At 49.7% G+C, this 24,484-nt stretch carries 23 protein-coding genes; 20 read left to right on the forward strand and 3 right to left on the reverse strand.

All coding sequences use genetic code 11. The features are described 5' to 3' along the window. The first annotated feature begins 76 nt into the window (after positions 1-76). On the forward strand, positions 77-505 hold the full coding sequence (fucU, locus tag AB4124_RS21690) for an L-fucose mutarotase (protein WP_441974124.1): 429 nt from the start codon (positions 77-79) through the stop codon (positions 503-505). Positions 506-557: 52 nt separating this feature from the next. On the opposite strand, the gene AB4124_RS21695 is transcribed toward fucU, so the two are convergent. After that, complete coding sequence (locus tag AB4124_RS21695; protein ID WP_339290608.1) at positions 558-938, reverse strand: DUF4183 domain-containing protein; 381 nt, start codon at positions 936-938, stop codon at positions 558-560. A 663-nt stretch (positions 939-1,601) separates the two neighbouring features. Here AB4124_RS21695 and AB4124_RS21700 point away from each other — a divergent pair. From AB4124_RS21700 to AB4124_RS21720, 5 genes are all read left to right on the forward strand, one after another. Beyond that, positions 1,602-2,123: a MauE/DoxX family redox-associated membrane protein gene (locus tag AB4124_RS21700; RefSeq protein WP_441974202.1), complete on the forward strand. Its 522-nt coding sequence runs from the start codon at positions 1,602-1,604 to the stop codon at positions 2,121-2,123. 5 nt (positions 2,124-2,128) lie between these two features. Then, complete coding sequence (locus tag AB4124_RS21705) at positions 2,129-2,719, forward strand: hypothetical protein (RefSeq protein ID WP_215154040.1); 591 nt, start codon at positions 2,129-2,131, stop codon at positions 2,717-2,719. Positions 2,720-2,747: 28 nt separating this feature from the next. After that, the gene (locus tag AB4124_RS21710) at positions 2,748-4,526 is read left to right on the forward strand and encodes an ABC transporter ATP-binding protein (protein ID WP_441974203.1); all 1,779 of its coding nucleotides are present in this window, start codon (positions 2,748-2,750) and stop codon (positions 4,524-4,526) included. A 280-nt stretch (positions 4,527-4,806) separates the two neighbouring features. Then, complete coding sequence (locus AB4124_RS21715; RefSeq protein WP_441974125.1) at positions 4,807-6,303, forward strand: amidase family protein; 1,497 nt, start codon at positions 4,807-4,809, stop codon at positions 6,301-6,303. A gap of 20 nt (positions 6,304-6,323) precedes the next feature. Beyond that, the gene (locus tag AB4124_RS21720) at positions 6,324-6,860 is read left to right on the forward strand and encodes a hypothetical protein (protein WP_441974126.1); all 537 of its coding nucleotides are present in this window, start codon (positions 6,324-6,326) and stop codon (positions 6,858-6,860) included. 144 nt (positions 6,861-7,004) lie between these two features. Here the strand turns inward: AB4124_RS21720 and AB4124_RS21725 are convergent, their stop codons facing one another. Beyond that, on the reverse strand, positions 7,005-7,286 hold the full coding sequence (locus AB4124_RS21725) for a CD3324 family protein (RefSeq protein ID WP_006211013.1): 282 nt from the start codon (positions 7,284-7,286) through the stop codon (positions 7,005-7,007). 437 nt (positions 7,287-7,723) lie between these two features. Between AB4124_RS21725 and AB4124_RS21730 the strand changes: the two genes are divergently transcribed. From AB4124_RS21730 to AB4124_RS21780, 11 genes are all read left to right on the forward strand, one after another. Next, positions 7,724-9,424 carry a GAF domain-containing sensor histidine kinase gene (locus tag AB4124_RS21730; RefSeq protein WP_441974127.1) on the forward strand — a complete coding sequence of 567 codons (1,701 nt, stop codon included), beginning with the start codon at positions 7,724-7,726 and terminating at the stop codon, positions 9,422-9,424. After that, the gene (locus tag AB4124_RS21735; protein ID WP_441974128.1) at positions 9,421-10,086 is read left to right on the forward strand and encodes a response regulator; all 666 of its coding nucleotides are present in this window, start codon (positions 9,421-9,423) and stop codon (positions 10,084-10,086) included. Before AB4124_RS21730 ends, AB4124_RS21735 begins: the two co-directional genes overlap by 4 nt. Before the next feature lie 179 nt (positions 10,087-10,265). After that, complete coding sequence (locus AB4124_RS21740; protein WP_098746458.1) at positions 10,266-10,826, forward strand: NADPH-dependent FMN reductase; 561 nt, start codon at positions 10,266-10,268, stop codon at positions 10,824-10,826. After that, positions 10,823-12,535 carry a VOC family protein gene (locus AB4124_RS21745; protein ID WP_441974129.1) on the forward strand — a complete coding sequence of 571 codons (1,713 nt, stop codon included), beginning with the start codon at positions 10,823-10,825 and terminating at the stop codon, positions 12,533-12,535. The genes AB4124_RS21740 and AB4124_RS21745 overlap by 4 nt, the downstream gene beginning before the upstream one ends. Positions 12,536-12,637: 102 nt before the next feature. Further along, the gene (locus AB4124_RS21750) at positions 12,638-13,180 is read left to right on the forward strand and encodes an NADPH-dependent FMN reductase (RefSeq protein ID WP_098746456.1); all 543 of its coding nucleotides are present in this window, start codon (positions 12,638-12,640) and stop codon (positions 13,178-13,180) included. A 119-nt stretch (positions 13,181-13,299) separates the two neighbouring features. Then, the gene (locus AB4124_RS21755) at positions 13,300-14,919 is read left to right on the forward strand and encodes a response regulator (RefSeq protein WP_430104808.1); all 1,620 of its coding nucleotides are present in this window, start codon (positions 13,300-13,302) and stop codon (positions 14,917-14,919) included. Then, positions 14,916-16,712 (forward strand): cache domain-containing sensor histidine kinase, encoded by a 1,797-nt coding sequence (locus AB4124_RS21760; protein WP_430104806.1) that lies wholly within the window; start codon positions 14,916-14,918, stop codon positions 16,710-16,712. Before AB4124_RS21755 ends, AB4124_RS21760 begins: the two co-directional genes overlap by 4 nt. Next, the gene (locus AB4124_RS21765) at positions 16,709-17,689 is read left to right on the forward strand and encodes a substrate-binding domain-containing protein (protein WP_430104805.1); all 981 of its coding nucleotides are present in this window, start codon (positions 16,709-16,711) and stop codon (positions 17,687-17,689) included. Before AB4124_RS21760 ends, AB4124_RS21765 begins: the two co-directional genes overlap by 4 nt. A gap of 133 nt (positions 17,690-17,822) precedes the next feature. Then, a complete protein-coding gene (locus tag AB4124_RS21770) occupies positions 17,823-19,322 on the forward strand; it encodes a sugar ABC transporter ATP-binding protein (protein WP_441974130.1) in 1,500 nt (499 codons plus the stop codon). Between the two features lie 34 nt (positions 19,323-19,356). After that, the gene (locus AB4124_RS21775) at positions 19,357-20,325 is read left to right on the forward strand and encodes an ABC transporter permease (RefSeq protein ID WP_076321977.1); all 969 of its coding nucleotides are present in this window, start codon (positions 19,357-19,359) and stop codon (positions 20,323-20,325) included. 107 nt (positions 20,326-20,432) lie between these two features. After that, positions 20,433-21,461, forward strand: a complete 1,029-nt coding sequence (locus AB4124_RS21780) for an ABC transporter substrate-binding protein (RefSeq protein WP_441974204.1) — start codon at positions 20,433-20,435, stop codon at positions 21,459-21,461. A 224-nt stretch (positions 21,462-21,685) separates the two neighbouring features. On the opposite strand, the gene AB4124_RS21785 is transcribed toward AB4124_RS21780, so the two are convergent. Continuing rightward, positions 21,686-22,231, reverse strand: coding sequence for a phosphotransferase-like protein (locus AB4124_RS21785; RefSeq protein ID WP_441974131.1), 546 nt, complete (start codon positions 22,229-22,231; stop codon positions 21,686-21,688). 394 nt (positions 22,232-22,625) lie between these two features. Here AB4124_RS21785 and hxlA point away from each other — a divergent pair, with 394 nt between their 5' ends. From hxlA to AB4124_RS21800, 3 genes are all read left to right on the forward strand, one after another. Beyond that, the gene (hxlA, locus tag AB4124_RS21790) at positions 22,626-23,258 is read left to right on the forward strand and encodes a 3-hexulose-6-phosphate synthase (protein ID WP_076321975.1); all 633 of its coding nucleotides are present in this window, start codon (positions 22,626-22,628) and stop codon (positions 23,256-23,258) included. Between the two features lie 6 nt (positions 23,259-23,264). Beyond that, complete coding sequence (gene hxlB / locus AB4124_RS21795; RefSeq protein ID WP_441974132.1) at positions 23,265-23,828, forward strand: 6-phospho-3-hexuloisomerase; 564 nt, start codon at positions 23,265-23,267, stop codon at positions 23,826-23,828. Between the two features lie 80 nt (positions 23,829-23,908). Further along, the gene (locus tag AB4124_RS21800; protein WP_441974133.1) at positions 23,909-24,328 is read left to right on the forward strand and encodes a winged helix-turn-helix transcriptional regulator; all 420 of its coding nucleotides are present in this window, start codon (positions 23,909-23,911) and stop codon (positions 24,326-24,328) included. The last annotated feature ends 156 nt before the right edge of the window (positions 24,329-24,484 follow it).

Raw genomic sequence — 24,484 nt, forward strand, 5'->3', positions numbered from 1 at the left:
GGATCTTTGGAGACTGACGGTCTCCTAATGTAATCCAAGCCTTACATTTAAATTTGATAGAGAAGGATGTCATACCATGCTAAAAGGCATATCTCATTTGCTCTCGCCTGAGCTGCTGAAGATCCTGATGGAGATGGGTCACGCGGATGAAATTGTGCTCGGTGATGCCAATTTTCCAGCAGCCAGTCATGCCCAGCGGTTGGTCCGGGCAGACGGACACGGGATTCCTGCGTTATTAAACGCGATATTGCCGCTACTCCCGCTGGATACGTATGTTGAGTCCCCGGTAGCGCTGATGGCTGTGACGCCTGGGGATACCGTGGAAACTCCGATCTGGGGTGAATACCGTGAGATCGTTCAGCAGTTTCACAGCGTTCCCATAGAATTTGATGAGGTAGAGCGATTCTCGTTCTATGAACGGGCGAAGAATGCTTATGCCATCGTGTCAACAGGTGAAAAGGCGCTGTATGCAAATGTGATCCTCAAAAAAGGCGTTGTCATTTAATTACGCTAAAGACCCCTCACTGCCTAAATGGAGTGGGGGGTCTTTGTGTGTGTTAAGCCACCACCTGAACGGTGAGGTATAAAACCTCCAGCAAGATCGGCGTGCCGGCCAGGAGTACATCGCCGGGAGAATACAAGGTTAGTGCTCCCGGCGTGAGGGTGTATATTCTGCCTTCCTGAATCATGCCATTGATATAAACCGTTGAGGTGGTGTTCGGACCGACCTCAATGCTCTGAAATGTATGGTTTCCGTCATCATCCGTAAATTGCTGGACAGATATGACAAAAGGAGCATCCAGATTAACTTCGGACATCAAAACGTAAAAATAACGAAGCGTGGTCGGTATTACAATGATCTCCGGCACAATCACACTACCGGGTAATCCTTGGATGCCTTTGGGATGATGGTTGGATAATCGGATCTGGATTTGCACGGTCGACTCCTTTTTCTATTCAGGGATAATATTCTATTATTTTACTGTAAGATATTATCCTTGTAATATATTACAAATATAGTATATTTGTAATATATTGAAAGCTAGTTAGTTAGGACAAGCTCCTCTTACGCTACTTCTGAATTGAACCCGCTTACAGTGTTTTCGGCTTATGAAATGAAAGCTCCTACATCCAGCGTTTAATACACCTCGATCCTTCAGCACGGCAACACCTTTCATATATATGGATGAATTTCATGACTTGAAAGGAGGTGAACATTTATGTGTATTCTTCGTCATACTTCCTGTAACACAACGGAGCAATGCGGACGTGATAAATTTGGCGTTCGTCTTGAGGTATGGGACTGCGGCAATGGTTCCGAAGAGAGATATACTTGTGGCTGCTAACATTTTATAAAAGCGCATGCATAAACAGCGGAACTCCTTGTTCCGCTGTTTATATTTAGCGCCGGTCCTCTGGTTTCTTATCACCGTTGAAGAGTGAGGTATCAATTATAATGATGGGTCCATTGCAATTGCAATATGAAAGAGAGACAGTGAACAGCGAAGAAGAACAGCAAGGAGCAGTGTTAGCAAGATATCAATGTCATCGGATGGGGGCTTGGTCTCCCTGGTTGTCGGGAAGGAGAATGAACGGTGTCCATGAGTGCACTATGCCTAATGTATCTGAGCTTGATTTTTGTGTTTTCGGGAGTGTCGAAACTGTTGTCGTTAGCGGATTTCAGGATGACAATCGAACGACTGCAGCTGCCTGCAGGTCACTTACCGATTGTACCTGTTCTCATTTGCGCCGTTGAGATCGCAGCTGGGGCAGGTTTATTGTTTTCCTGGAGCAGAATACTTGCGCAAATCGCGATTTTTATTTTGCTGGCGGGGTTCGGCTACGCTGTTTACCAAGCCAGGGTCGTGCAGAAACAGGAGATAACGTGCAGTTGCTTCGGCTCATGGTCTAATGAGACCCTCGGCAGGAATACGGTTGTTAAAGTTGCATGCTTAGGTTTATTAAATGCGCTAATTTGGCTTTTTTCAGAACCCGTGAATCCACTCAGTATGCCGGTCCAAGAGGCGGTTCTCACCTTGCTGTCCTCCGTCGGGATTGCCGCTATTTCGTTAATCGCATTGAATGTTTATACTCTTGATTCCATACAGGCGAGGGGGGAATAAAATCTATGGATTTGATTACAACTGTACTCGTGATTCAATATGGCTTGATATTCAGTTTGGCCTTCTTCGTCATGAAGCTGTATCGGCATGTTCGAGAGTTGAAGTTGAGGCCGCAGGCAGCCGTAAGCGGTGATGAGGAACCGACCGTTCCGAAGGAGGGACTAGAGCTCGGCATGCAGATTCCCCGAACAACCTATGTGAGCATGAACGGGGACCCCCTTAATCTGTATGACGATAAGTCCAAAATCCTCCTGTTCACGATGAATCATTGCAATGCATGCAAGGAAACATACGGAGCCATCAAAACGTTCATGACATCGCATCCGGAACTTCCGATTACGTTGTTTCTGTACGCCCAGGATGCCGAGGAGGCTGCTGAAATGGCCAGTGCCAACGGATTAACGGATTTGCAGGTGGTCTGGGCTGATCGGGCTTTGATCGATTCGTTTAAGGTGAACCGGTTTCCGTTGGCGTTCTATTTATCTGAGGAGCAGATCGTGATCAACAAAAGCGTAACCAATTACTTGCATCATTTTGAACAAATGATCAAGCAGCTGCCGCAGGCAAAACCTTCAGCCCTTAACAAATCGGCTTAATGACGAAGGAGGCTCAAGGTTGTACAACATGAAATATGCAAACCTGATGTTTGAGGTTATGAAGCAGGTGTACCGTGTCTCACCACGCATGTTTACTAGATCTACGATGATATATTTACTCCAAGCTTTTCTGCCCATAGCACAGATTTACGTTACAGCTCAAGTCATAAACACCATTACCGGCGTTCTGACCCGGGGCGAAGTTCCAATCAACGCATTATATTGGCTGGTTCTTCAACTGATGGCTATGCTGATTGGCATTGTGCTGGCTTCCCTTCAAAAGTATACCGAGCGAAAGATGAATGCTTATGTCTCCTTCTGGTTTAACCTTCAGGTATCTGAGAAGTTAAGCAAGCTTCCGTTCGTATTCTTTGAATCTCCAGAAAGCTATGATAAGCTGCAGCGGGCTCTGCGCAATCTGAATATCTGCGGTATTAACATGGTGTTCTACATGTTCTCGATTGCACAGAGCGTCATTACGCTGGTCGGTTTGCTCATTCTATTGTTTAGCTTTCATTACATATTGCCTATTGTCATGCTGCTTCTGATCATACCACTGCTGATCATCCAGAAGAAAGAGGGCACTTCCCGATTCGTGGTGATCCATCAGCAGACCGCTTCATCCAGGATGGCGGCGTATATGAACCAGCTGCTGCAGACGAAGGAAGCGGCCAAGGAAATCCGGCTGTTTCATGCTAAAGACTACTTATTGAACAAATGGCGGGGCATCTATTTCAAGAATACGTATGAAATGCTGGGCGTCGAACGGAAAAATATGAAGAATCGCCTGATCGTGGAATCGGCCGTTACGATTTTTTCTTTTAGTATTTTAGCTGTATTCATATGGATCGGTTCCCGCGTCAAACTAACCATCGGCAGCTATGTCGCGCTCTATCAAGCGGTACAGGACACACGTTATTCCATACAAAACATCAGTCAGAACATCGGGCAAATCTATCATGATGGCTTGTTCATCCACGAACTGTTTGAATTTCTGGATACGCCGGTTCCGCAAACGGATCAAGCCCTGCCGATGAACGCGCCTTTACGGGAAGGAATCGATGTGGAAGGCGTAACGTTTCGATATCCGAATCAGGAACAACCTGTTCTTGAGGATTTGACGATTCGCATCAAGCCCGGAGAGAAGGTCGCGATTGTCGGCGAGAACGGTGCGGGAAAGAGCACCCTCGTTAAAGTTATGCTGGGACTGTATGAACCGACGCATGGCGTCGTGCGTTATGACGGCGTCCCGATACAGGATTATGATCCTGCGAGCTTTCGCAGTAGAGTAACGGCGGTCTTTCAAGATTTTTACCGATATGAATTGACCCTTGAGGCCAACATAGCGCTGCAGGAGATTGATCCGGATGATCGTCAAGCGCATCGTCAATTGAACGATGCCATGGAAAAGGCATCGATGACCTCACTTGCGGATTCGCTGCAGGATGGTGTTACAACCCAGCTTGGAACGCGTTTCTCGGGAGGGCGTGAACTGTCTCAGGGCCAATGGCAGAAGGTAGCGATCGCCCGGGCGTTCTATCGGGATTTCGAAGTGATTTATCTGGACGAGCCGACAGCAGCTGTAGACCCGTTGACGGAATCCGCCATTTTCGAGAATCTGATGTCCATGACCGATGGCAAAACTGCCATATTCATATCCCACCGATTGGGGAGCTGCAGACATGCGGACCGCATTCTCGTTCTCAAGGATGGGAGAATCGTCGAAGAGGGAAGACATGAGGAGTTAATTGAGCAGGGTGCCCACTATGCCGAGATGTTCAACAAGCAGGCTCAATGGTATCGGTAGAATCGTACCTTAAGTTGAAGATTTCGAATGGGGACAGGAGCGGATCAAGAACTATTCTTGGTCCGCGTTTTGTGTTTCGTTCGAGATGAAGAGATAACAAGCAGAGAACAGGGGAGACGGAACATACAGGTACCGCTTGGATTATGCATAATAAGAGGAATTTTGTTCCTGAATTCCGAATTAAATAAGGATATAACCGACTCGACTGGAGGCAAAAATATGAAACATTAATCCCCATCACCTACCGTAAGGTCAGTAAGATAAGTCAGGGGGACTGGATATGATCATGGATAAAAAAACATGGATTGTGGAAGCAAGCATTTCGGATATGCAGCAGGCGATGGCAAAGGGTTGGATGACTTCTGTACAGCTGGTTCAATTGTATCTGGAGCGGATCGGGTTATACGATGGAATTCTCCGTTCGGTTCTTGAAGTGAACCCTGAAGCGCTGCAAATTGCCGGGGAGTTGGATCGGGAGCGCAAAGACCAGGGAGCAAGAGGATTGCTGCACGGGATTCCCATCCTGCTCAAAGACAATATCGATACCGGGGATCGGCTGCATACGAGCGCCGGCACCATCGCCCTTGCGGATTTGTTTGCCACGAAAGACTCTTTTATTGCAGCTAAGCTGCGTAAGGCGGGTGCTGTTATTTTGGGTAAGAGCAATATGACCGAGTGGGCGAATTTCATGTCATCGACGATGTGGGCCGGATACTCATCAAGACATGGACTTACGTTAAATCCATACGGCCCTGGCGAAATGTTCATTGGAGGTTCAAGCTCAGGCTCCGGTGCTGCGGTGGCGGCGAATTTGGCTGCAGCGGCCATCGGGACGGAAACATCCGGATCGATTATCAGCCCTTCCAGCCAGAACAGTCTGGTTGGCATTAAGCCGACGATCGGACTGGTAAGCCGGTCAGGTATTATACCCATCACCCATACGCAGGATACGGCCGGTCCGATGACCAGAACGGTGGAAGATGCCGCAATTCTGCTTAGCGCGATCGCGGGAACCGATGATTTGGACGAAGTGACCAAGATAGATCCTCAAAATAGGGTGAAGGACTACACGAAGTTTCTGGATTCGAGTTATTTGAAGAAAGCTCGAATCGGGATTCCCCGATACTACTATAAGCACCTGGATCGGGATAGACTAAATATTGTAGAGTCCGCCATTGAAGTGCTGCGGGATCAAGGAGCCACTATTATTGATCCGGTGGAGCTGCCTTGCCAGGATACCAAGTGGGATGCCAATGTCCTTCGCTATGAGTTCAAGAAATATGTCAATGATTATTTGGCGAACCTAGACGCGTCTCTGCCGGTTCATTCGTTGGCTGAAGTTATCGCTTATAATGAGGCACACGCCGATGCTGCCTTGAAATATGGACAGGGGACATTGATTTGGGCCGAGGAGACGAGCGGTACGCTGACCGAAGCAGAGTATCTTGAGAGCAAGCAGAAGAATAAAGGAATGGCGGGAACGAGAGGGATTGACCATGTTTTGCAGACATATCAGCTGGACGCCCTACTGTTTCTAGGTAATGAATATGGGCCCGATCTGGCTGCCAGGGCAGGGTATCCATCAGTTACCGTTCCCGGCGGCTATGCTGAGAGTGGCATCATTGCACCGGGAGGCTATATTACGAGGGGACCACAGGGCATTACGTTCATCGGAACGGCATATAGCGAACCCGTGTTGATCCAGTTAGCCTACGGCTTTGAGCAGGCTACCCAGCATCGCGTACCACCAAAGCTTTCATCCCAGTCTTCAGAGTAAAAGAGAGGTGAAGTTCCATCATGCCGCGCAATTTGGAGTATGTTCCTTACGGTTACGAGCCCCCGAAGCCGACAACCAAAGGGACCTTAATATTCTACGACCTCTTCGAGCAGATCCAGAAGGATTTGGAGCAGGCTGCTGCCATTTTAGAAGAACGGTCATTTGTAAAATTGGTGCTGTATCCGCTGCATGAAGAGACGGCCAGGCGGATGTTCAAGGAGCCGGTTAGCCCTTATTACAAGCGGGAGAAACAGCTTCAGGAATGGATAGAGGAGCATGAAGGATCATCGGTTGTGATTGAACCCTTCGAGTCGAAACGGAAAAAATACACGCCGATCGATACCGCGCTTCGTCATCTGGTAGAGAAATACGGAAGTCCCCATTTTCTTATTCTGACACCTGGGATGGCCAATGTGTTTGCATCTTTTTCTTCATTCGAGGAATGGATTGTGAAGCTGAGGCTCATCCTCTTGTCCGAGCCGCCGCAGCTTCATCCGCGATTGGAGAAATTTCGCCATCGTTGGGATGTCGCGGGGGAGAAGCGGGAAGATCACTAGAATATAAAAAAATGCCCGATTGTAGATTCACCTACAGTCGGGCATTTTCTATTATGTAGTAGCATTCATATACAATGGAAAGGACTGCGCCCCAGGGGAACAGTCCTATGTTAATCCGTGTGCAGACCGTTAAATCTCATCGATTTAGGTCCCTACGCGGGTAAGTTTACTTATGATCTTGCGCACGCTTTCTCCAGACAGGAAGTAGGTCCGTTCCAATTCCTCAATGGACCGTCCTTTGCAGTAAGCGCGATACATTTCTTTATTTCGACTTTCGATGCGTTGTTTGGAACCGCTTAACTCTCCCCAGCCGGCTCTTTGCTCGCTCTGTTTCGGTATGTAGAGTAATTCTCCATCTATATACTGTTGAATTTGCTGCAGCAGCTCGGGGGGAAGCACTTCTCTTCCGTTCTTGTAATGGCCCATCGATGCCCTCCTCTTTCTGTATACATATTTAAGCTATCGTTGAGTTTCAAAACAATTGCATTGATCATGCTTGCCCTCCTCCTTTCGTGATATTGGTTTTTTTGGGTTTTTAGATTTTTGGATTTAAAAATAGATATAGGGAGCCCGCAGCGGGCTCCCATTTAACGGATATTCGCTTTACGCGAATACCACCTCACGGATCTGAATCATTGCAATCAGCCTCCTTTCAGCTCATTTCGTCGGCCCCGACTTCTATATTAAGCCATATGTAGGTGGAAATTTGCAAGAGATAAAACAATATTAATTGTTTTTTACCAAAATTCATGGGGTGAATGATCTGTGAAAAGCCGAAGGGCTCATAGGGGATTTTGATGGTGTGTGACAGGATTATATAATATAGTTACTTCAGAATGCAAAAAAAGAAGGAGCTTTCGTGTATGTCCAATCACGATCCGCATATTCAGGAGTTAATTACGCTGAAAACGATCGCAGAAACGTTGAACGAGTCCAATGAGCTTGCTCCCATGCTGGACGTTGTTATTGCCAAGCTGCTGGAGCTAACGGGACTTACGACCGGCTGGCTGTTCCTGGTGGAAGATCGGGGAACGCATGAATTCGTAGCCAGCCGGAATTTGCCGCCTGCCCTGAGCCGGGATGATAACGAACCCATGAGATGCGGCAGCTGCTGGTGCCTGGAGCGTTACGATGACGGACGCCTGAAAAATGCAGTGAACATTTTGAATTGCAAGCGTCTGGATAACGCCGTTCGGTATCAATGGGGGGATACAGAGGGCATAACCCACCATGCAACCGTTCCGCTACGATCTGGCAGCCGCAGGTTCGGCGTACTGAATGTGGCTGCACCCGGGAAGCTGCATTTCACCAAAGAGGAACTGGCACTGCTGGAATCGGTAGCCTACCAAATCGGCAGCGCCATTGAGCGCATGCGGCTGTACGCAGCCGAGCAGCGCCGCGCGGATTTGTTTGCCCGGCTTGGGGAATATAGCAGTGCTCTCGGTGCTTATGCTTCCCAGGCGGTTAACCGGGCCGAATTAACGAAGCAAGTCATGAGTTTAATGGGACGTTACTTTGACTGGCATGTTGCCGCATTACTGGAGCCTATCGGTAACGAAATGACACTGCGTGCCCTATACAGCGGAGGTCAGACGACGCTGCCCCATGCCCAATTTCCACTTCCTGAAACCGCACGAATCGAGTCTGGCAAGGGAAAGGTCTCTGCGGATCCGGTCAGTGCCGAAGACGCGCAGCGGCTTGCGGATTTATTGGTTGAACAGGGATGGATATCCTCCATCACCCGAGCGGTTGCGGTTCCGCTGGCCGCAGCCGGAGACACCTTTTTTGGACTGCTTTTGATAGGGTACGATCATTACGGGGATGCGTACCGGGCGGATATGGAGGTGATCGAGGCACTGGCTGAACATATCGGCATGACCCTTCAGCGCATCCGTCTGGAGGAGAACCGGCGGGAGCTCGCAAGAATGGATGAACGAAATCGTCTAGCCCGAGACCTGCACGATTCGGTAAGTCAAACCCTGTTCTCGTTAGTCATGATGTCCAAGGGGGTGGGGGGAATGCTTGCCGCGGAGCAGCATGAGCGGAAAAGCATGCTGCAGGACACCATCCATGATATACAGTTCTTATCGCAAAGCGCACTTAAGGAAATGCGGGAACTGATCATGCAGCTTCGCCCACCCGGACTTGAAGAAGGGCTTATGACAGGCCTTAAACAATACGGCGAACGATTGAAGCTTCATGTAAGTTCACATACCAACGGGATACAGGACCTGCCCCGGATCGTGGAAGAAGCCTTGTGGAGGATCGGTCAAGAGGCGTTGAATAATGTAAGCAAGCATGCGGATACGAAGGAAGTAACGGTCGTATTAACTCTACAGGAAAATGAAGTTGAACTTCGGATCGAAGATCATGGCCGCGGGATTACCAAACAACGATTGAACGAGCTGACGCGGCATTCAATTGGGTTGTCGAGCATGCGGGAACGGGCCGAATCGCTCGGAGGACAATTCCGTCTATACAGTGTGTACAGAGAGGGAACCATCATTGAGGTTTCGCTGCCCTTAAGGGGTAGATCAACATTAGAAGGGGGGGATAACGGATGATCCGATTGTTGATCGCTGACGATCATGCCATGGTACGCCGGGGATTGCAGGTTTTTCTGGCTACGCAGCCGGATATCGAGATGGTTGGCGAAGCTGCGAATGGCGAGGAGACGTTGGAAACGGCCAAACATCTAAATCCCGATGTCGTATTAATGGATCTGAATATGCCAATCCTCAATGGAATCGATACGACCGTACAGTTAAAAAAAGAACAGCCTCACATTAAAGTCATCGTGCTGACCTCGTTTATCGATTATGACCATGTTCTCCCCGCCATTCGGGCGGGCGCACGCGGCTATCTTCTTAAGGATATTGAGCCTGAGGATCTGGTGGCTGCGATCAGGCGCGTGTATGAAGGCCAAGTCGAACTGCATCCGGATGCGGCAGGGCTGCTCATGACGCATGTTACATCGCCGGCGGGAGCAGATGAGACCAGCGGGTCCGGCCATCAGGAACAGGCAGCACAGTTGGATAAACTTACCCGCCGGGAGCAGGAGGTACTGCAGCTGATTGCATCGGGCATGAACAACAGGGAAATCAGCGAAGCGCTTTTCATCACCGAGAAGACGGTTAAAACCCATGTCAGCCATCTGCTCGATAAGCTGGGGGTTGCCGATCGGACACAGGCGGCCATTTATGCGCTCAAGCATGGAATCGTATAAGGATTGCTGTATTTAGCGTACATAACGATCATATCTAAGACTATAGTTGTAGAAGCTCTCAGCCGAAGGCATGAGAGCTTTTGCTCGTAAAATCACTCTAAATGTTGACGATTTCCATGGCTTGCCTCCTCTACAATGGACTTAACAAAACATTCGATATCCATAAGGGAGGCAGTACCATGAAGATTGTGATTATAGCTGGCAGCAATCGTAAGGAAGCAACAAGCACCGTTCTGGCTAAAGCCTTGGAAGCGCAAATGAATACGTTGTTCGTGGAGGTGAAGCTGTTTAACTTGTATGAGACACCGCTGCCATTCTATTCACCAGACGAGATATTCAACCGCCATGCTGGCGTGCGCGAGCTGCAGCGTCTATTAATGGAAGCGGATGGAATTATTTTGACGACACCGGAGTACCACGGAGGAATGAGTGGAGTTTTGAAGAACGCCTTGGATCATTTGGGACAGATGCATTTTTCAGGTAAACCGGTGTTATCGGTAAGCTCGGCGGGAGGGGCGGTCGGTGTGAGTTCACTGCAGCAAATGCAAGCTACCATACGCAATTTGCACGGAATTAATAGTCCGGAATGGATCTCCATTGGCGGTTCTCAGCGGACCATTTACGAATCCGAAGCGGCAGAAGGCACGATTGTGCTGGATTATCGGGCTAAAGAGGCGCTATCCATCTTTATGGAGCTGGTAAAGAAGGTCAGCGGTAAAGAGGAGGTTGAAACCTCATGATCACTCATTTTGCCGGATTGAAATTAAAAACGGTATCCATTCAGGGTGTGAAACAATTTTACAACGGACTGCTTCATTTCCCGATTGCAAGCGAAAGCGAGGTTGAGATCGTATTCCAGCCTACACCGGATTTCACACTCGCATTTGAAGAAGCGTATGAATCTATAGCTCCTGCCCATATCGCGTTTGAAGTGCCTTATTCCCAGTTTGAATCCATGATCCAGAAGCTCGCAGAGCAGATGCCTTTATTGAAATGGCCTGATGGTGAAGTGGTTGAGCGGTTTGATTCCGGCGTGAATGTGTACTTCAAGGATGGCGATGGAAACTTGCTTGAGTTTATCGCGCACGATGATCTGAAGGAAGGGGTACTGGCGCCGAACGGCACCTATGGCGTCCTGTATTTGCGGGAGGTGGGATTACCTGTGGAGGATCCGATAGCCGCAAGATTATGGATGCAGAAGACGCTCGGTTTAACGATCGCCAAGGAGTCGGAGCAGTTCGCTTTTGTCATTGGAGGAACAGCCCATGCCGTTGTTGTATCAACAAAGCGCAGATGGATTCCGATTTCGATGTATGCGCTGGCACCATCCCTGGAGATAACTTATGGAGTAACCGACGAACGGTTTCTGGACCGGGTTCGATCCACTCTGGATCGGCGGATGATGGTTTCCGATACCGAGGATGGTTTGCATTTTAGAATGTATGGTTACAGCATCCGACTAAAGATCACAAGCTTTCCTAAAGACATTGCAGCCAGGCTGAATCTGCCAAGTGCAATTGAAGGGAAGGAGGTGAATTCGGTCATTAGTGACCGGTATTTGGAGGATGGTCTTACAGCCTTGAGCCGCGGCGGCGAGATTGGCTGGTTTGAAGGACATGTTGGCGGAGCGTATTTGGCGGCTTATTACATGCAGAAGGAGTTTGATCTGCCGCAAGATGTACTGCAGGGGTTGGCTTCCAATTGCTGGCACTTGCGCAGTCAGCATGAAGATTGGTTCGAACCCTATCCTCCCGAACCTGCGCAGCCTGAATTAATGAATCGATTTATTGAAGGACTGCTGCCTAACCTGACGAATCTGAGTACCTCCGGACACGGGGTAACCCTGGCCGTCTTGGGACTGAAAGCATTGCGTGAGCGTCCGGACTTACTGACGCCGTCAATCGTGCGAGGTTTACTTAAGCTGATGGAAGATGCAGCAGTTGAACACAAGCTTGCCAGGTATTACGGAATTGATGATTATACGAAGCTGGATCGATCGGAGATCTTACTCTCGGAAATACCGCCGTACCGGAATGCATCCGATCTGGCCATTCGTGCTTTATCCGAGTTGGATCATGTGCTGCCGGATCAACACGTTGAAGGGAAGTACTACTTTTTTGCAGGTGAGCTTGAGCATGGCATTACCCACGCCCACGCATTGATTGAGCTGGAACGGCTCGGTTATGCCCAGCTTGCTAAGCTTGGTCAAAACAATCACCGGCTGCAAATAAAACTCAACCGTTTAAAGCCACAAGCGCTATCGAATCAGAGAGTTGAGGCTGCAGAGGAAGCTTCGATTACGGATTCGGCCTATTGGAGTAAACGGTATGAAGATCCCCATGCCATCAAAGTGCCTTATGCCGCACTGACTCTGCTCCAATATGCGCCGCCTGAACAAAGAGAATATATGGAGCGCGATGTGTGTAAGCTGCTCTCGTTGATGAAGTAGGATAAACGATATTTTGACAATGGTAAAATATGGTGATAGGCTAAAGTTAGTTGTCAACAATAGAATGGAATGTACTAAGAAGGCATAGAACTGGAGGGTATCATGAAAGTAGCAATCGTTGTTGGAAGCATTAGAAAAGAGTCGTACAATATGAAACTCGCGGAATATTTGAAGCAGCGTTACTCGGATCGGATCACGTTTGAAATCCTGGGGCTTCGTGATCTTCCGTTCTACGATCAAGACATTGAATTGGATCCTCCTGCGGTTGTTAAGGATTTCAAAGAGCGGATTGCTGCCGCCGATGCAGTATTGTGGATCACACCGGAGTATAATTACTCTATACCGGGCGTGCTCAAGAACGCGCTCGATTGGTTATCGCGCGTTGATAAGGTCATGAACGGGAAGCCTTCATGGATTATGGGGGCGTCGATGGGACAGCTTGGAACGGTTCGCGCTCAAGAGCATCTCCGGGATATTCTGTTTTCTGTCGGCATTACTTCGCCGCTGCTTCCGAACAATGAAGTATACATCGGCGCGGTACACGAGAAGATGGATGAGGCTGGCAAGTTAATCCATGAGCCAACCATCGGTTTCCTCGATATTGTGGTGAACAATTTCATTACATGGATGAACACCCGCAAATAAATATGAAGACATGGAGCCCTTTGGCAGTTGCTTGCCAAAGGGCTTTTCCTGTATATTCACCTCGTAACACGATAGAACCTAAGCAAATGGGATTTGCTTATGAACGGGGGAGGCTTTGATTGTATACGATTCTTATTGTGGACGACGAACCGATTGTAAGGGAAGGGATTCGAAACCAGATTCAGTGGGCGGACCATGGCTTTGAATGCATCGGAGGTTGTGAGAACGGCAGGGATGCATTGGAGGCTGTCACCTGCCAACCACCTGATGTGGTGTTAACGGACATCAACATGCCGTACATGGATGGCCTGGAATTGTCCCGCCATATTACGGAACGTTTTCCTAAGACGAAGATCATCATTCTGACCGGGTTTGACGATTTCGAATATGCCCAGCAGGCGGTGAAGCTGCAGGTCACGGATTTTATTATGAAACCGGTTACCTCGGCGGAATTAAGGGAGATGCTTGATAAACTCAAGCTGGAGATGGATGAGGAACACGGACGTACGGAGCACTTGAAGAGGCTCAAATATCAGTTGAATGAGAGCTTGGTCTTGCTTAAGGAACGATTTCTCGAACGACTGGCGTCATCGCCGATGAAGCGATCCGAGATCGAGAGCAAGCTGATTTACTTTGATATTCCGCTTCCGGGGCCGCTTTATATCGCAATAGCAGCGGATAGGGATGAGCTTCGTTCGGATGAAGAGCACGTTGATAATGAGCTGTATGCTTTTGCCTTATACAATATCATGCAGGAATTATTGGCGGGTGAGCCCGGTGCAGCCGTTTTTCGGTACAAGGAGAACAAGGTTATGGCCATTCTGTCGGGCTTTGGCGAGGAGGAGCTGCACGCTCGGGCGCAGGAGCTGGCGGAGGGAATTCGCGGATCTACGAAACAGTTCATGAAATTCACGGTCACGCTGGGCATCGGAACGATTTGCCGTGAACTTCAGGACATCCGTTATTCCTGCAGGGCTTCGGAGGCTGCATTGGAATACCGGCTCCTGATCGGCCGCGATCAGGTGGTCCATATCACGGATCTTGAAAAGCGGGGGAACGCTCCTCTCCTGGATGGGATCGAAACCGAGTCAGCGCTAATCTCCGCGATCCGGGCCGGTACAGACTCCGAAGTAAAGACGTGCATCCGGCGGTTGATCAGCGAACTTGGAAGCGCTTCAATTTCGATCGAGCTCTGTTATGTGCGGATCGTACGAGTGATGCTTGCGGTTCTTCAAACTTTGATGGAAATCGGCTGCAATGAGAACGAGTTGATCGGCAAAGAGAAAAGTCTGCTATCCGATCTACATTCTTTTCGGTCCTTGGATGAGATTGAGCATTGGTTAAACGAGGTGTGCGAGCAGGCGCTAAAGGACGTTGCCAAGACGAGAAAGGACTTGACCCGCTCCCAGATGCTGGAGGCGGTCGATTTCATCCAGCGACATTACGAGGATCCGGAGTTATCGATTAAGACCGTGTGCAGCCGGATCTTCATGAGCACGAGTTACTTCAGCGCTCTGTTCAAAACGCATACCGGGAGAACCTTCGTTGAATACGTAACGGAAGTCCGTATGGAAAAAGCAAAGGAACTGCTGAAGCATTCCTCGATGAAAACCTATGAAATTGCGGCAAAGACCGGTTATCAGGATCCACAATATTTTAGCGTGCTGTTTAAGAAACATACCGGAGATACCCCGACCGAGTACCGAAATAAAATGGCGTCAGACGAGGTAAGGTCATGAAGGCACCGCAGCGAATCAAAACGATTCAGTCCCGCATTGCCAGCTCCTTCGTGATGTTAGTGCTGTTTACGGCGCTGCTGCTGATCTTCATCTCCTATCGGCTGTCCGAATCGGCTGTTCGCGAAACGGCGGAGAGTTATACCTCCGAACTGATCAATCAAGTGAATGCAAATATCCAAACCTACATTACGGGCATGAAGGACATCTCGCTCGCAGCGATGAACAATCCGAACGTCAGAGAATATCTGGCCTCGGCCGATGAACTGCAGCCTGCGGAACTGGCTATATTGAAAGCGAAGATATCGGAATATTTCCACTCGATTCGGGTTTCGCGCAAAGACATTGCGTCGATTAATATTTTTGGAGCCGGCGACACCTTTATCTCTGATCGGGCGGACGCCGAACTGAATCCCTATATTGCGTTATCGGAGCAGCCCTGGTATCGGCAGGCGAAGGAAAACAAGGGGCAGACAGTGATCTCCTCGTCCCATGTACAGCCGGTCATCAAGGGAGAGTACCGCTGGGTCGTATCACTGAGCCGCGAGCTCAGCGGCGTGAATCCTTCGAATGGGCTGGGCATTCTGTTGATCGATCTCAACTTCAAGGTGATTAACGATATGCTCAGCAAGCTGGATCTGGGGAACCGGGGTTACGTGTTTGTGATTGACCGTCAAGGCCGGATTGTGTATCACCCGCAGCAGCAGCTGCTCTACAGCAATTTGAAGACGGAGAGATTAGAGCAGGTCATTTCGGACAAGCAAGGGGGATTTGTCGTGAAGGAGGGCGGGGCAAGCCGGATATACAGCATCAAGGATACGGATTTCGGCTGGAAAATCGTTGGCGTTTTTTATGAGAATGAGCTGGTGGACAATAAGAAGCAAATGCAGCTTTCTTTTGCCATAGCGGGGTTGTTATGTCTTGGCGTGGGCGTGCTGTTCTCCGTTGTCATCTCCCGTAACCTGACGCGTCCGATCAAGAAACTCCAAGAGAAAATGATGGAAGTGGAGAAGGGGAAATTCGATATCCGGGTTCCCGTGGGGCATTCCAGGGAAATCTCCGGCCTGGCCCGCAGCTTCAACGTGATGGTGCTGAAGGTTAAGGAATTGATGGATCAGATCGTGGTAGAGCAGGAAATTAAGAGGAAAAGCGAGCTGAATGCCCTGCAAGCCCAAATCAATCCCCATTTTCTCTATAATACGCTGGATTCCATCATATGGATGGCCGAGAGCAAGAAGCATGATGAGGTGATTCTGATGACATCGGCTTTAGCAAGGTTGTTTCGAGCTTCGCTCAGCAAAGGGAGGGAGATGATACCGATTGCTACCGAGGTGGAACATATAACGAATTATTTAAAAATACAACAAATGCGATACCAGGACAAAATCCGTTTTGCCCTGGATATCGATCGCGAACTTTACCCGTATCTGACATTGAAGGTGCTGCTGCAGCCGCTGGTGGAGAATGCCATTTATCATGGCATCAAGAACAAGGAAGGTCCGGGAACGGTCACGATTACAGGGAAGTTTCAACATAACCGGATCGAGTTTCAAGTCAGGGATGACGGCATCGGCATGGATCAGTCCAAGGTTGAGACTCTGCTAACGTCCAAAGAAGGCAACCCATCGAGAAACAGCGTTGGGATTGCGAACGTCCACCAGCGGATTCAGTTATATTTTGGAGCGGAATATGGCCTTAGCTATACGAGCGAGCCCGGATCGGGGACATGTGTAAAGGTGCTCATTCCAGCTGTTCATCCGGAGGAATGGCGGAGCTTGGAGGGGGATGTGCCATGAAGTCGTACATGAGACTGCGATATATTTTACTGCTGCTGATTTCGGTGCTAATCCTGGGTTATGTCGCCTTTCAATGGTCCAAGGCAGAGCCTGGTGCCAAGAAGATCATCGTGGGTGTTAAAGCACTGGATGAAATTGAATTCTGGCGGGTACTGATTGAAGGGGTGAACACGGCTTCTCGTGAATTCGGTGTGGATGTCTCGGTGGTAGGACCAACCCAGGAAATCGAAGTGGACTTGCAGATCCAATTGCTGGAGGAAGCCATCAAACAGAAGCCGGATGCGATTGTCATGGCCGCCGGAGATTATAACCGCCTTGTTCCCGTAGCAGAGTCCATTCGTAGGGCTGACATCCCGCTAATTATGATTGATTCCGCCGTTAATGGTGATTATGCGCAGAGCTTGATCGCGACCGACAATGTGAATGCTGGACAGAAGGCAGGCAAAGAGCTCTTTTCATTACTCTCGGCAGATGCCAAGGTTGCTATCGTCAGTTACGTACAGGGGACCTCGACGCAGATCGAGAGGGAACAAGGGGTCCGAAGTATTTTGGAGTCGCGCAGCGGCACGGAAATTGTGGGCACTTACTATAGCGAAGGCAAGGAGGAGAGAGCCTATGAAATCACGAAGAAGCTGCTGCTGGAGAGGCCTGACCTGAATGGAATCGTGGGACTGAATGAGCCTTCTACGGTGGGGGCAGGCAGAGCAATTCGAGAACTGGGGCTGGGGGGCAAGGTCAAGCTGGTCGGATTCGACAGCTCGGTGAAGGAAGTCAAGCTGCTCGAAGAGGGAGTCCTGCAAGCCACGATCGTTCAGAAACCCTTCAACATCGGCTATTTAGGCATCAAAACAGCCGTATCCATCATCGAAGGAGACAAGGTGTCACGCAACGTGTACACCGATTCCGTAGTCATCAACAAAGACAATATGTATACCGAGGAGAACCAGAAGCTGCTCTTTCCCTTTGTGGAAGAGTAGCTTCTTCCTTTAAGGGGTCCTGTTAACAGATCATAGATTATTCAACATCGATCAGAGAATATTCCATTCCTCCGCAAGGGGAACGCTTTGTACAATGATTCATAAAAGGTGCCAGCTTGAGAGGTGAGGGGTTTTGAGCGAAGTATTGATACAGATGGAAGGAATCACGAAGGGATTTCCGGGCGTGCTTGCATTAAATAACTGCCGATTTGAACTGCTGCGCGGTGAGGTTCATGCGCTTATGGGTGAGAACGGTGCTGGCAAATCAACCATGATGAAAATCTTGACCGGCGTATACCAGAAGGATGCAGGAACGATCACGTACAAGGGGCAGCCCGTGGAGTTAACGAATCCGAAAGCGGCACAAGACGCGGGGATCAGCATGATCCATCAGGAATTGAACTTGGCGCCCGATCTGACAGTTGCTCAGAATATATTCATCGGGCGGGAGCCGCGACGAAAGCTCCGATTGTTTCTGGATGAGCATGCGCTAAACCGACAAGTGAAGGAACTGTTCGAGCGGATGGGACTGGACATGGACCCATCCATCAAGGTTTCGGAACTAACGGTTGCCAAGCAGCAGATGGTGGAGATTGCCAAGGCATTGTCTTATAGCGCCGACGTGCTGGTCATGGATGAGCCTACTGCGGCTTTAAGCGAAACCGAGATTGAGGACTTGTTCCGCATCATTCGCCAGCTTCGCGAAGGCGGAGTTGGAATCGTTTACATTTCCCATCGGATGGATGAGATCAAGAGAATTACGGATCGCATTACGGTTATGCGTGACGGGCAGTACATCGATACGGTATCCACAGCTGAAGTTACCACCCAGGACATTATTTCCAAAATGGTTGGCCGGCAAATCTACGAGACCTCGAAACCGGAGAGGAGCGTAGGTGAACGTGAGACGGTATTGGAGGTTAAAGGACTGAATCAAGGTCGATTTTTGAAGGACATTAACTTCACTCTGAAAAAGGGAGAAATCCTTGGCGTTGCAGGGCTGGTTGGCGCGGGGCGGACCGAGCTTGCCCGGGCGATCTTCGGTGCCGACCGTATTCAATCCGGCGAGATCCACGTTCATGGGCGCAAGATAACGATCAAGGGCCCCCACGATGCGGTGCGCCAAGGGATCGGCTATCTATCCGAGGATCGTAAGCGCTATGGATGCGTCGTCGATCTGGATGTGAAGAGCAATGTGGCTATTGCGTCATACGGTAACTTCGTGCGTCCCTGGGGCTGGATGAGTACGGCCAGGATTCGCGAGCAGGCAGAGGAAATAGTGTCGCGATTGAAGGTCAAAACACCGCATGTGGACCAGGAAGTAAAGTACCTCTCTGGCGGTAATCAGCAGAAAGTCGTCATCGGCAAATGGCTGACCCGCGATTGCGACATTCTGATCTTCGACGAACCGACGCGCGGGATCGATGTAGGGGCCAAGAGCGAAATCTACCGTTTGCTGAACGATCTTACGGCACAGGGCAAATCGATCATCATGATCTCGTCGGAGTTGCCTGAAATCCTTCGAATGAGTCATCGGATTCTCGTGATGTGTGAAGGCCGGATTACAGGCGAGCTGGAACATGAAGAGGCGACCCAAGAAAGCATTATGCATCTGGCTACAGCGAGAATGTAAGCCGTTATCCATACACGTCAGGAGGAATAAGCAGATGAACATTCAAATCAAATCGGGTGCGCTGCAGCAAGTGCTGGCTCTAGCCAGCTTGGTCGTTCTCATTCTATTCTTTACGTTCTCATCCAGCAATTTCTTTCAGTTCTCCAATATCGTGGGCATTCTTCTCTCGACCGCGGTGATCGGCGTGCTGGCTTTGGGATCTACCTTTGTCATCATTACCGGCGGCATTGATCTGTCCGTCGGGACGGTCATGACGCTGAGCGGCGTTATGACCGGCGTATGCATCACCTTCTGGGGATTACCGGTTCCTGTCGGCATCCTTGGCGGCATCTTAACGGGCGCGCTGTGCGGGCTTCTGTCCGGAACGGCGGTGGCGAAGATGAAGATCCCGCCTTTTATCGCAACGCTGGCGATGATGATGATTGCCAAAGGACTGGCACTGATTATCTCCGGAGCCAAGCCGGTCTATTTCAACGACGCAGAAAGCTTTGCCGAGGTGTCCCAAGGCAGTGTGCTGGGCTGGTTGATACCGGGCCTTGATATTCCGAATGCGGTCGTTATTTTCTTCATTGCGGCGGTTGTAGGTTACCTCATCTTATCGAAGACCATTATCGGCCGGTATAACTTTGCACTGGGCAGCAACGAGGAGGCGACCCGATTGTCCGGCGTCCATGTGGGCTTCTGGAAAATCGTCATTTACACCCTAACCGGCGCTTTTACCGGCCTGGCCGGTGTCATGATGGCATCGAGGCTGAACTCGGCCAATCCGGCCCTGGGTGCCGGGTATGAGCTGGAAGCCATTGCGGCGGTCGTGATCGGGGGAACTTCGCTCAGCGGAGGGAAGGGGACCATCATCGGTACCGTGATCGGCGCTTTGATCATGAGCGTGCTGACGAATGGATTACGCATTCTGTCCGTGCCGCAGGAGTGGCAAACCGTTGTCGTAGGGTTCGTTATCATACTTGCGGTGTATGCGGATATTTTGCGCAGACGCAAAGCGTAAGCCCTTGTTAGAGATGCGTTCCGAGCTAAGTTAGCCGAATGTTAACGGGTTAGAAGCTTCCTTGGATGGAAGTTCTATAGATGTACTATTTTGATAAACAAGGGGAGATGAAGATTATGAAAAAGCTATCCGTATTGGCTCTGATTCTCATGCTGACTGCAAGTATGCTGGCGGCTTGCGGTTCATCGAGCAATAACGCTGCCGGAGGAACCGACAGTCCAGGCGAGGGCGAATCCGGTTCAGGAGCCGGTTCTGCAGCCGAAGGAGAAATCTACATCCCGATCATTTCCAAAGGCTTTCAGCACCAATTCTGGCAGGCGGTAAAAGCCGGTGCCGAGCAAGCTGGGGAAGAGCTGGGCGTACGGATTACCTTTGAAGGACCGGAGACGGAATCCCAGGTGGATAAGCAGATCGAAATGCTGCAGGCAGCACTCGATAAGAAACCAAGCGCGATCGGCTTTGCCGCATTGGATAGCCAGGCCTCCATACCTTATCTGAAAAAAGCCCAGGAAAACAACATCCCTGTCATCGCCTTCGATTCGGGCGTGGAAAGCGACATTCCGGTCACGACGGCATCGACGGACAATATGGCTGCATCCGCGCTTGCGGCAGACAAAATGGCGGAGCTCATCGGAAATGAAGGCAAAATCGCGATGGTGGTCCATGACCAGACCAGCGTAACGGGGGTTAGCCGCCGCGACGGCTTTAAGAAGCAGATCGAAGAGAAGTACCCGAATATCGAAATCGTTGACATCCAGTATGGAGGCGGGGATCACCTGAAATCGACGGACCTGGCCAAGGCGATGATGCAGGCGCATCCGGATTTGAAAGGGATATTCGGGGCGAATGAAGGTTCTGCGGTTGGCGTCATTAACGCAGTAACGGAGATGAAAAAGGAAGGTCAGATCATCGTGGTCGGATTCGATTCCGGAAAAGCACAGATTGACGCAATCAAGAACGGGACAATGGCGGGAGCCATCACGCAAAATCCGGTCGGCATCGGATACGAGACGGTAAAAGCCGCTGTGACAGCCATCAAAGGGGAGAAGGTTGAACCGCAGATCGATACGGGATTCTACTGGTACGACAAAAACAATATCGATAGCGACGAGATCAAAGCCGTGATTTACGAGTAAGATGAAATGAAGGGGAGCCCTATATGGGGCTCCCCTAAACGTGACACCCGCTTACGCGGATGCCACCTCCATATTCTGAATCAATTCGTTCAGCCTCCTTTCCGATCATTTGGTCCAGCCGGACATCTATATTAAACCATGGCTGGCGGCGGGAATGAAGTGAATAAACAGGCTTAATTGTTTTTTACCAGGAAGCCTGGTCATGAATGATACCCATGTTTATGTTAACGGATCTGCCCCTCGTCCCACATCCGCTTCCAAATCTCTTCAACCGTTTCTTCAGGAGATAAATCGGAGGTGTCCAGCCACAGGCCAATTCTCGGCGTTTCGATAGTCAACCGCCGGTTCAGCTCGTGGATGGTCCATACCCCGTAGCCTTTTTTGTCACGTATCTGCTCTCGTGCGCTAATGGCATTCTCGGATGGGTTTAACACAACGACGAAAACAGGAAGGCCGTTTAGCATTTCGGTTATTTGGTGCAGCGCCGGGCCGAGAATGACGTCCTGCAGAACGACATGAAAACCGGCTTCAGCATAGGTTCTGGCAGCGGAGGCGGATAGCTGATACCGTAATGCGAGCTGCCTCTCCGCCTCTAGCGAAGCATCCGGAAGCATTTCTTCTCTGCCCCTGACTATCATTTTCCGAAACGAGTCCCCTCGCAAATGGACCCCGCGTTCAAACTTCTCCGCTAGCAGCTGGGCTATCGTCGACTTACCAGAGGCCATGACGCCAGTGACGACGATAACGGCTGGTTGACGTAAATATGACATCGCGTTTCCTCCAATTTTATAGGATTGCAAATGAAGGGGAGCCCTATATGGGGCTCCCCTATACGTGACACCCGCTTATGCGGATGCCACCTCCATATTCTGAATCAATTCGTTCAGCCTCCTTTCCGATCATTTTGTCCGGCCTGACAATTATATTAAACCACAGCCGGATGTCAGTCGAAAGTGAACAAACAGGCTTAATTGTTTTTTACCAGCCGCATTGAGACAGCATGCTTAACAGAAAAAAATGAAGCAACTAACCCATTGTCCCTCCACATTACTTACTTCCACGTAAGTATCTCACTTATAAGTACGTACTTCCGTAAAGTAAACTGTCGCTCTACAATGATCGTGTAGTCATTAAACAATACATTCATAAGGAGAGATTAACAATATGGAACTTCAATTAGCATTGGATTTGGTGAATATTCCAGAAGCAAAACAAGTGGTGGCTGAAGTAGCCGAGTTTATCGATATCGTGGAGATCGGAACGCCCGTTGTCATTAATGAAGGGCTTCATGCCGTAAAAGCGATTAAAGAGGAGTTCCCGCATTTGCGTGTGCTGGCCGACCTTAAAATTATGGATGCCGGCGGTTATGAAGTGATGAAGGCATCCGAAGCCGGTGCGGATATTATTACGGTGCTGGGCGTATCCGACGATTCCACGATCAAAGGCGCGGTGGCGGAGGCCTTCAAGCAAGGCAAACAGGTCATGGTGGATATGATCAACGTGAAGGACATTGAAGGAAGAGCACGGGAGATTGACGCTTTTGGCGTGGATTACATTTGCGTTCATTCCGGCTATGACCACCAGGCGGAAGGTAAAAACTCATTCGAGGAATTGGCGGCGATCAAACGTGTCGTTAAACATGCGAAGACCGCCGTTGCGGGGGGCATCAAAATGGAGACGCTCTCTGAGGTGATCCAAGCGAATCCCGATCTCGTGATCGTCGGCGGCGGAATTACGAGCCAAACCGACAAGAAGGCCGCAGCAGCTCAAATGAACCAACTTGTGAAGCAGGCTTAAGTCACAATGAGCAATAGCATATTTCAACATGCAGCAGTCATTGCCAAGGAGATATCGGAATCCGTACAGCAGGTCGATGCTGCCCAGGTCGAGGGATTGATTGAACGGATCGCGCAATCCGACGCTATCTTCTTGGCAGGGGGCGGCAGATCCGGTCTGATGATCCGGGCTTTTGCCATGAGGTTAATGCAGATGGGATATAAGGTTCATATCGTCGGTGAAACGGTAACGCCGGCGATCGGAGCTCGTGACTTGCTTGTTATCGGTTCAGGTTCAGGCGAAACGCAAAGCTTGGTGTCTATGGCCCGAAAAGCCAAGGATATCGGATCAGCCATAGCAGTCGTAACGGTGAAGCCCGAATCGCGTATCGGAGAGCTTTCCGATGCGATCGTTCAGCTCCCCGGAAGCACCAAGGATCAGAATCAAGATACACTCGTCACTGTTCAACCGATGGCCTCTTTATTTGAACAGACGATGCTGATTGTGCTGGATGCGGTCATCCTGAGATTGATGGAGAAGAGTGAGCTCCACTCGGACCAAATGTTTGGCCTGCACGCCAATTTGGAGTAGGGTGCTGTCATGTGATATTTTCCACTTTGTTGATATAACCGCGACCGTTGTATACTGTAGGGAAGAAGGGGTGATGCATTATGGCAAGTGAAGTCAAACAGCGAATCAATCTGAAGGAAATAAACTGCCATAAAGAGTTAACCCTGGCGGTCATCGGCGGCAAATGGAAGCTGATCATCCTGTGGCATCTTGGTTTAGAGGGCGTTAAACGCTTCGGTGAGCTAAATCGAATGATTCCTCATATCACGCAAAAAATGCTGACCAATCAGCTCCGCGAATTGGAGGAAGATCAACTGGTCCATCGTGTAGTTTACCCCGAGGTTCCGCCTCGGGTCGAATATTCGCTCACGCCCTACGGGGAGAGTCTTATGCCGATCTTGAAATTGATGTACGATTGGGGAAAAGATTACGGCGAACGGGTCATCTGGAAAGACGGTGAGAAGCCTGAGGATAAAGACGATGAACAGGCAACGGAACAAGCAGTTGTCCAGAAGCTGTAATTTCACGAAAATGTATGCGAATGCATGGGCAACGCGGTCGTCACAAATGCATCGAGCTGTAATCAGCGGATTCATACATTTGCCCGGGTTACTTTTACAAGGAAACTTGTTGTTTTTTCGGCAGGATCTGGTGACAGTACGATTCGTTGTAAAATA

The sequence above is a fragment of the Paenibacillus sp. 2KB_20 genome, from assembly GCF_052115765.1.
GTDB lineage: Bacteria > Bacillota > Bacilli > Paenibacillales > Paenibacillaceae > Paenibacillus_AQ.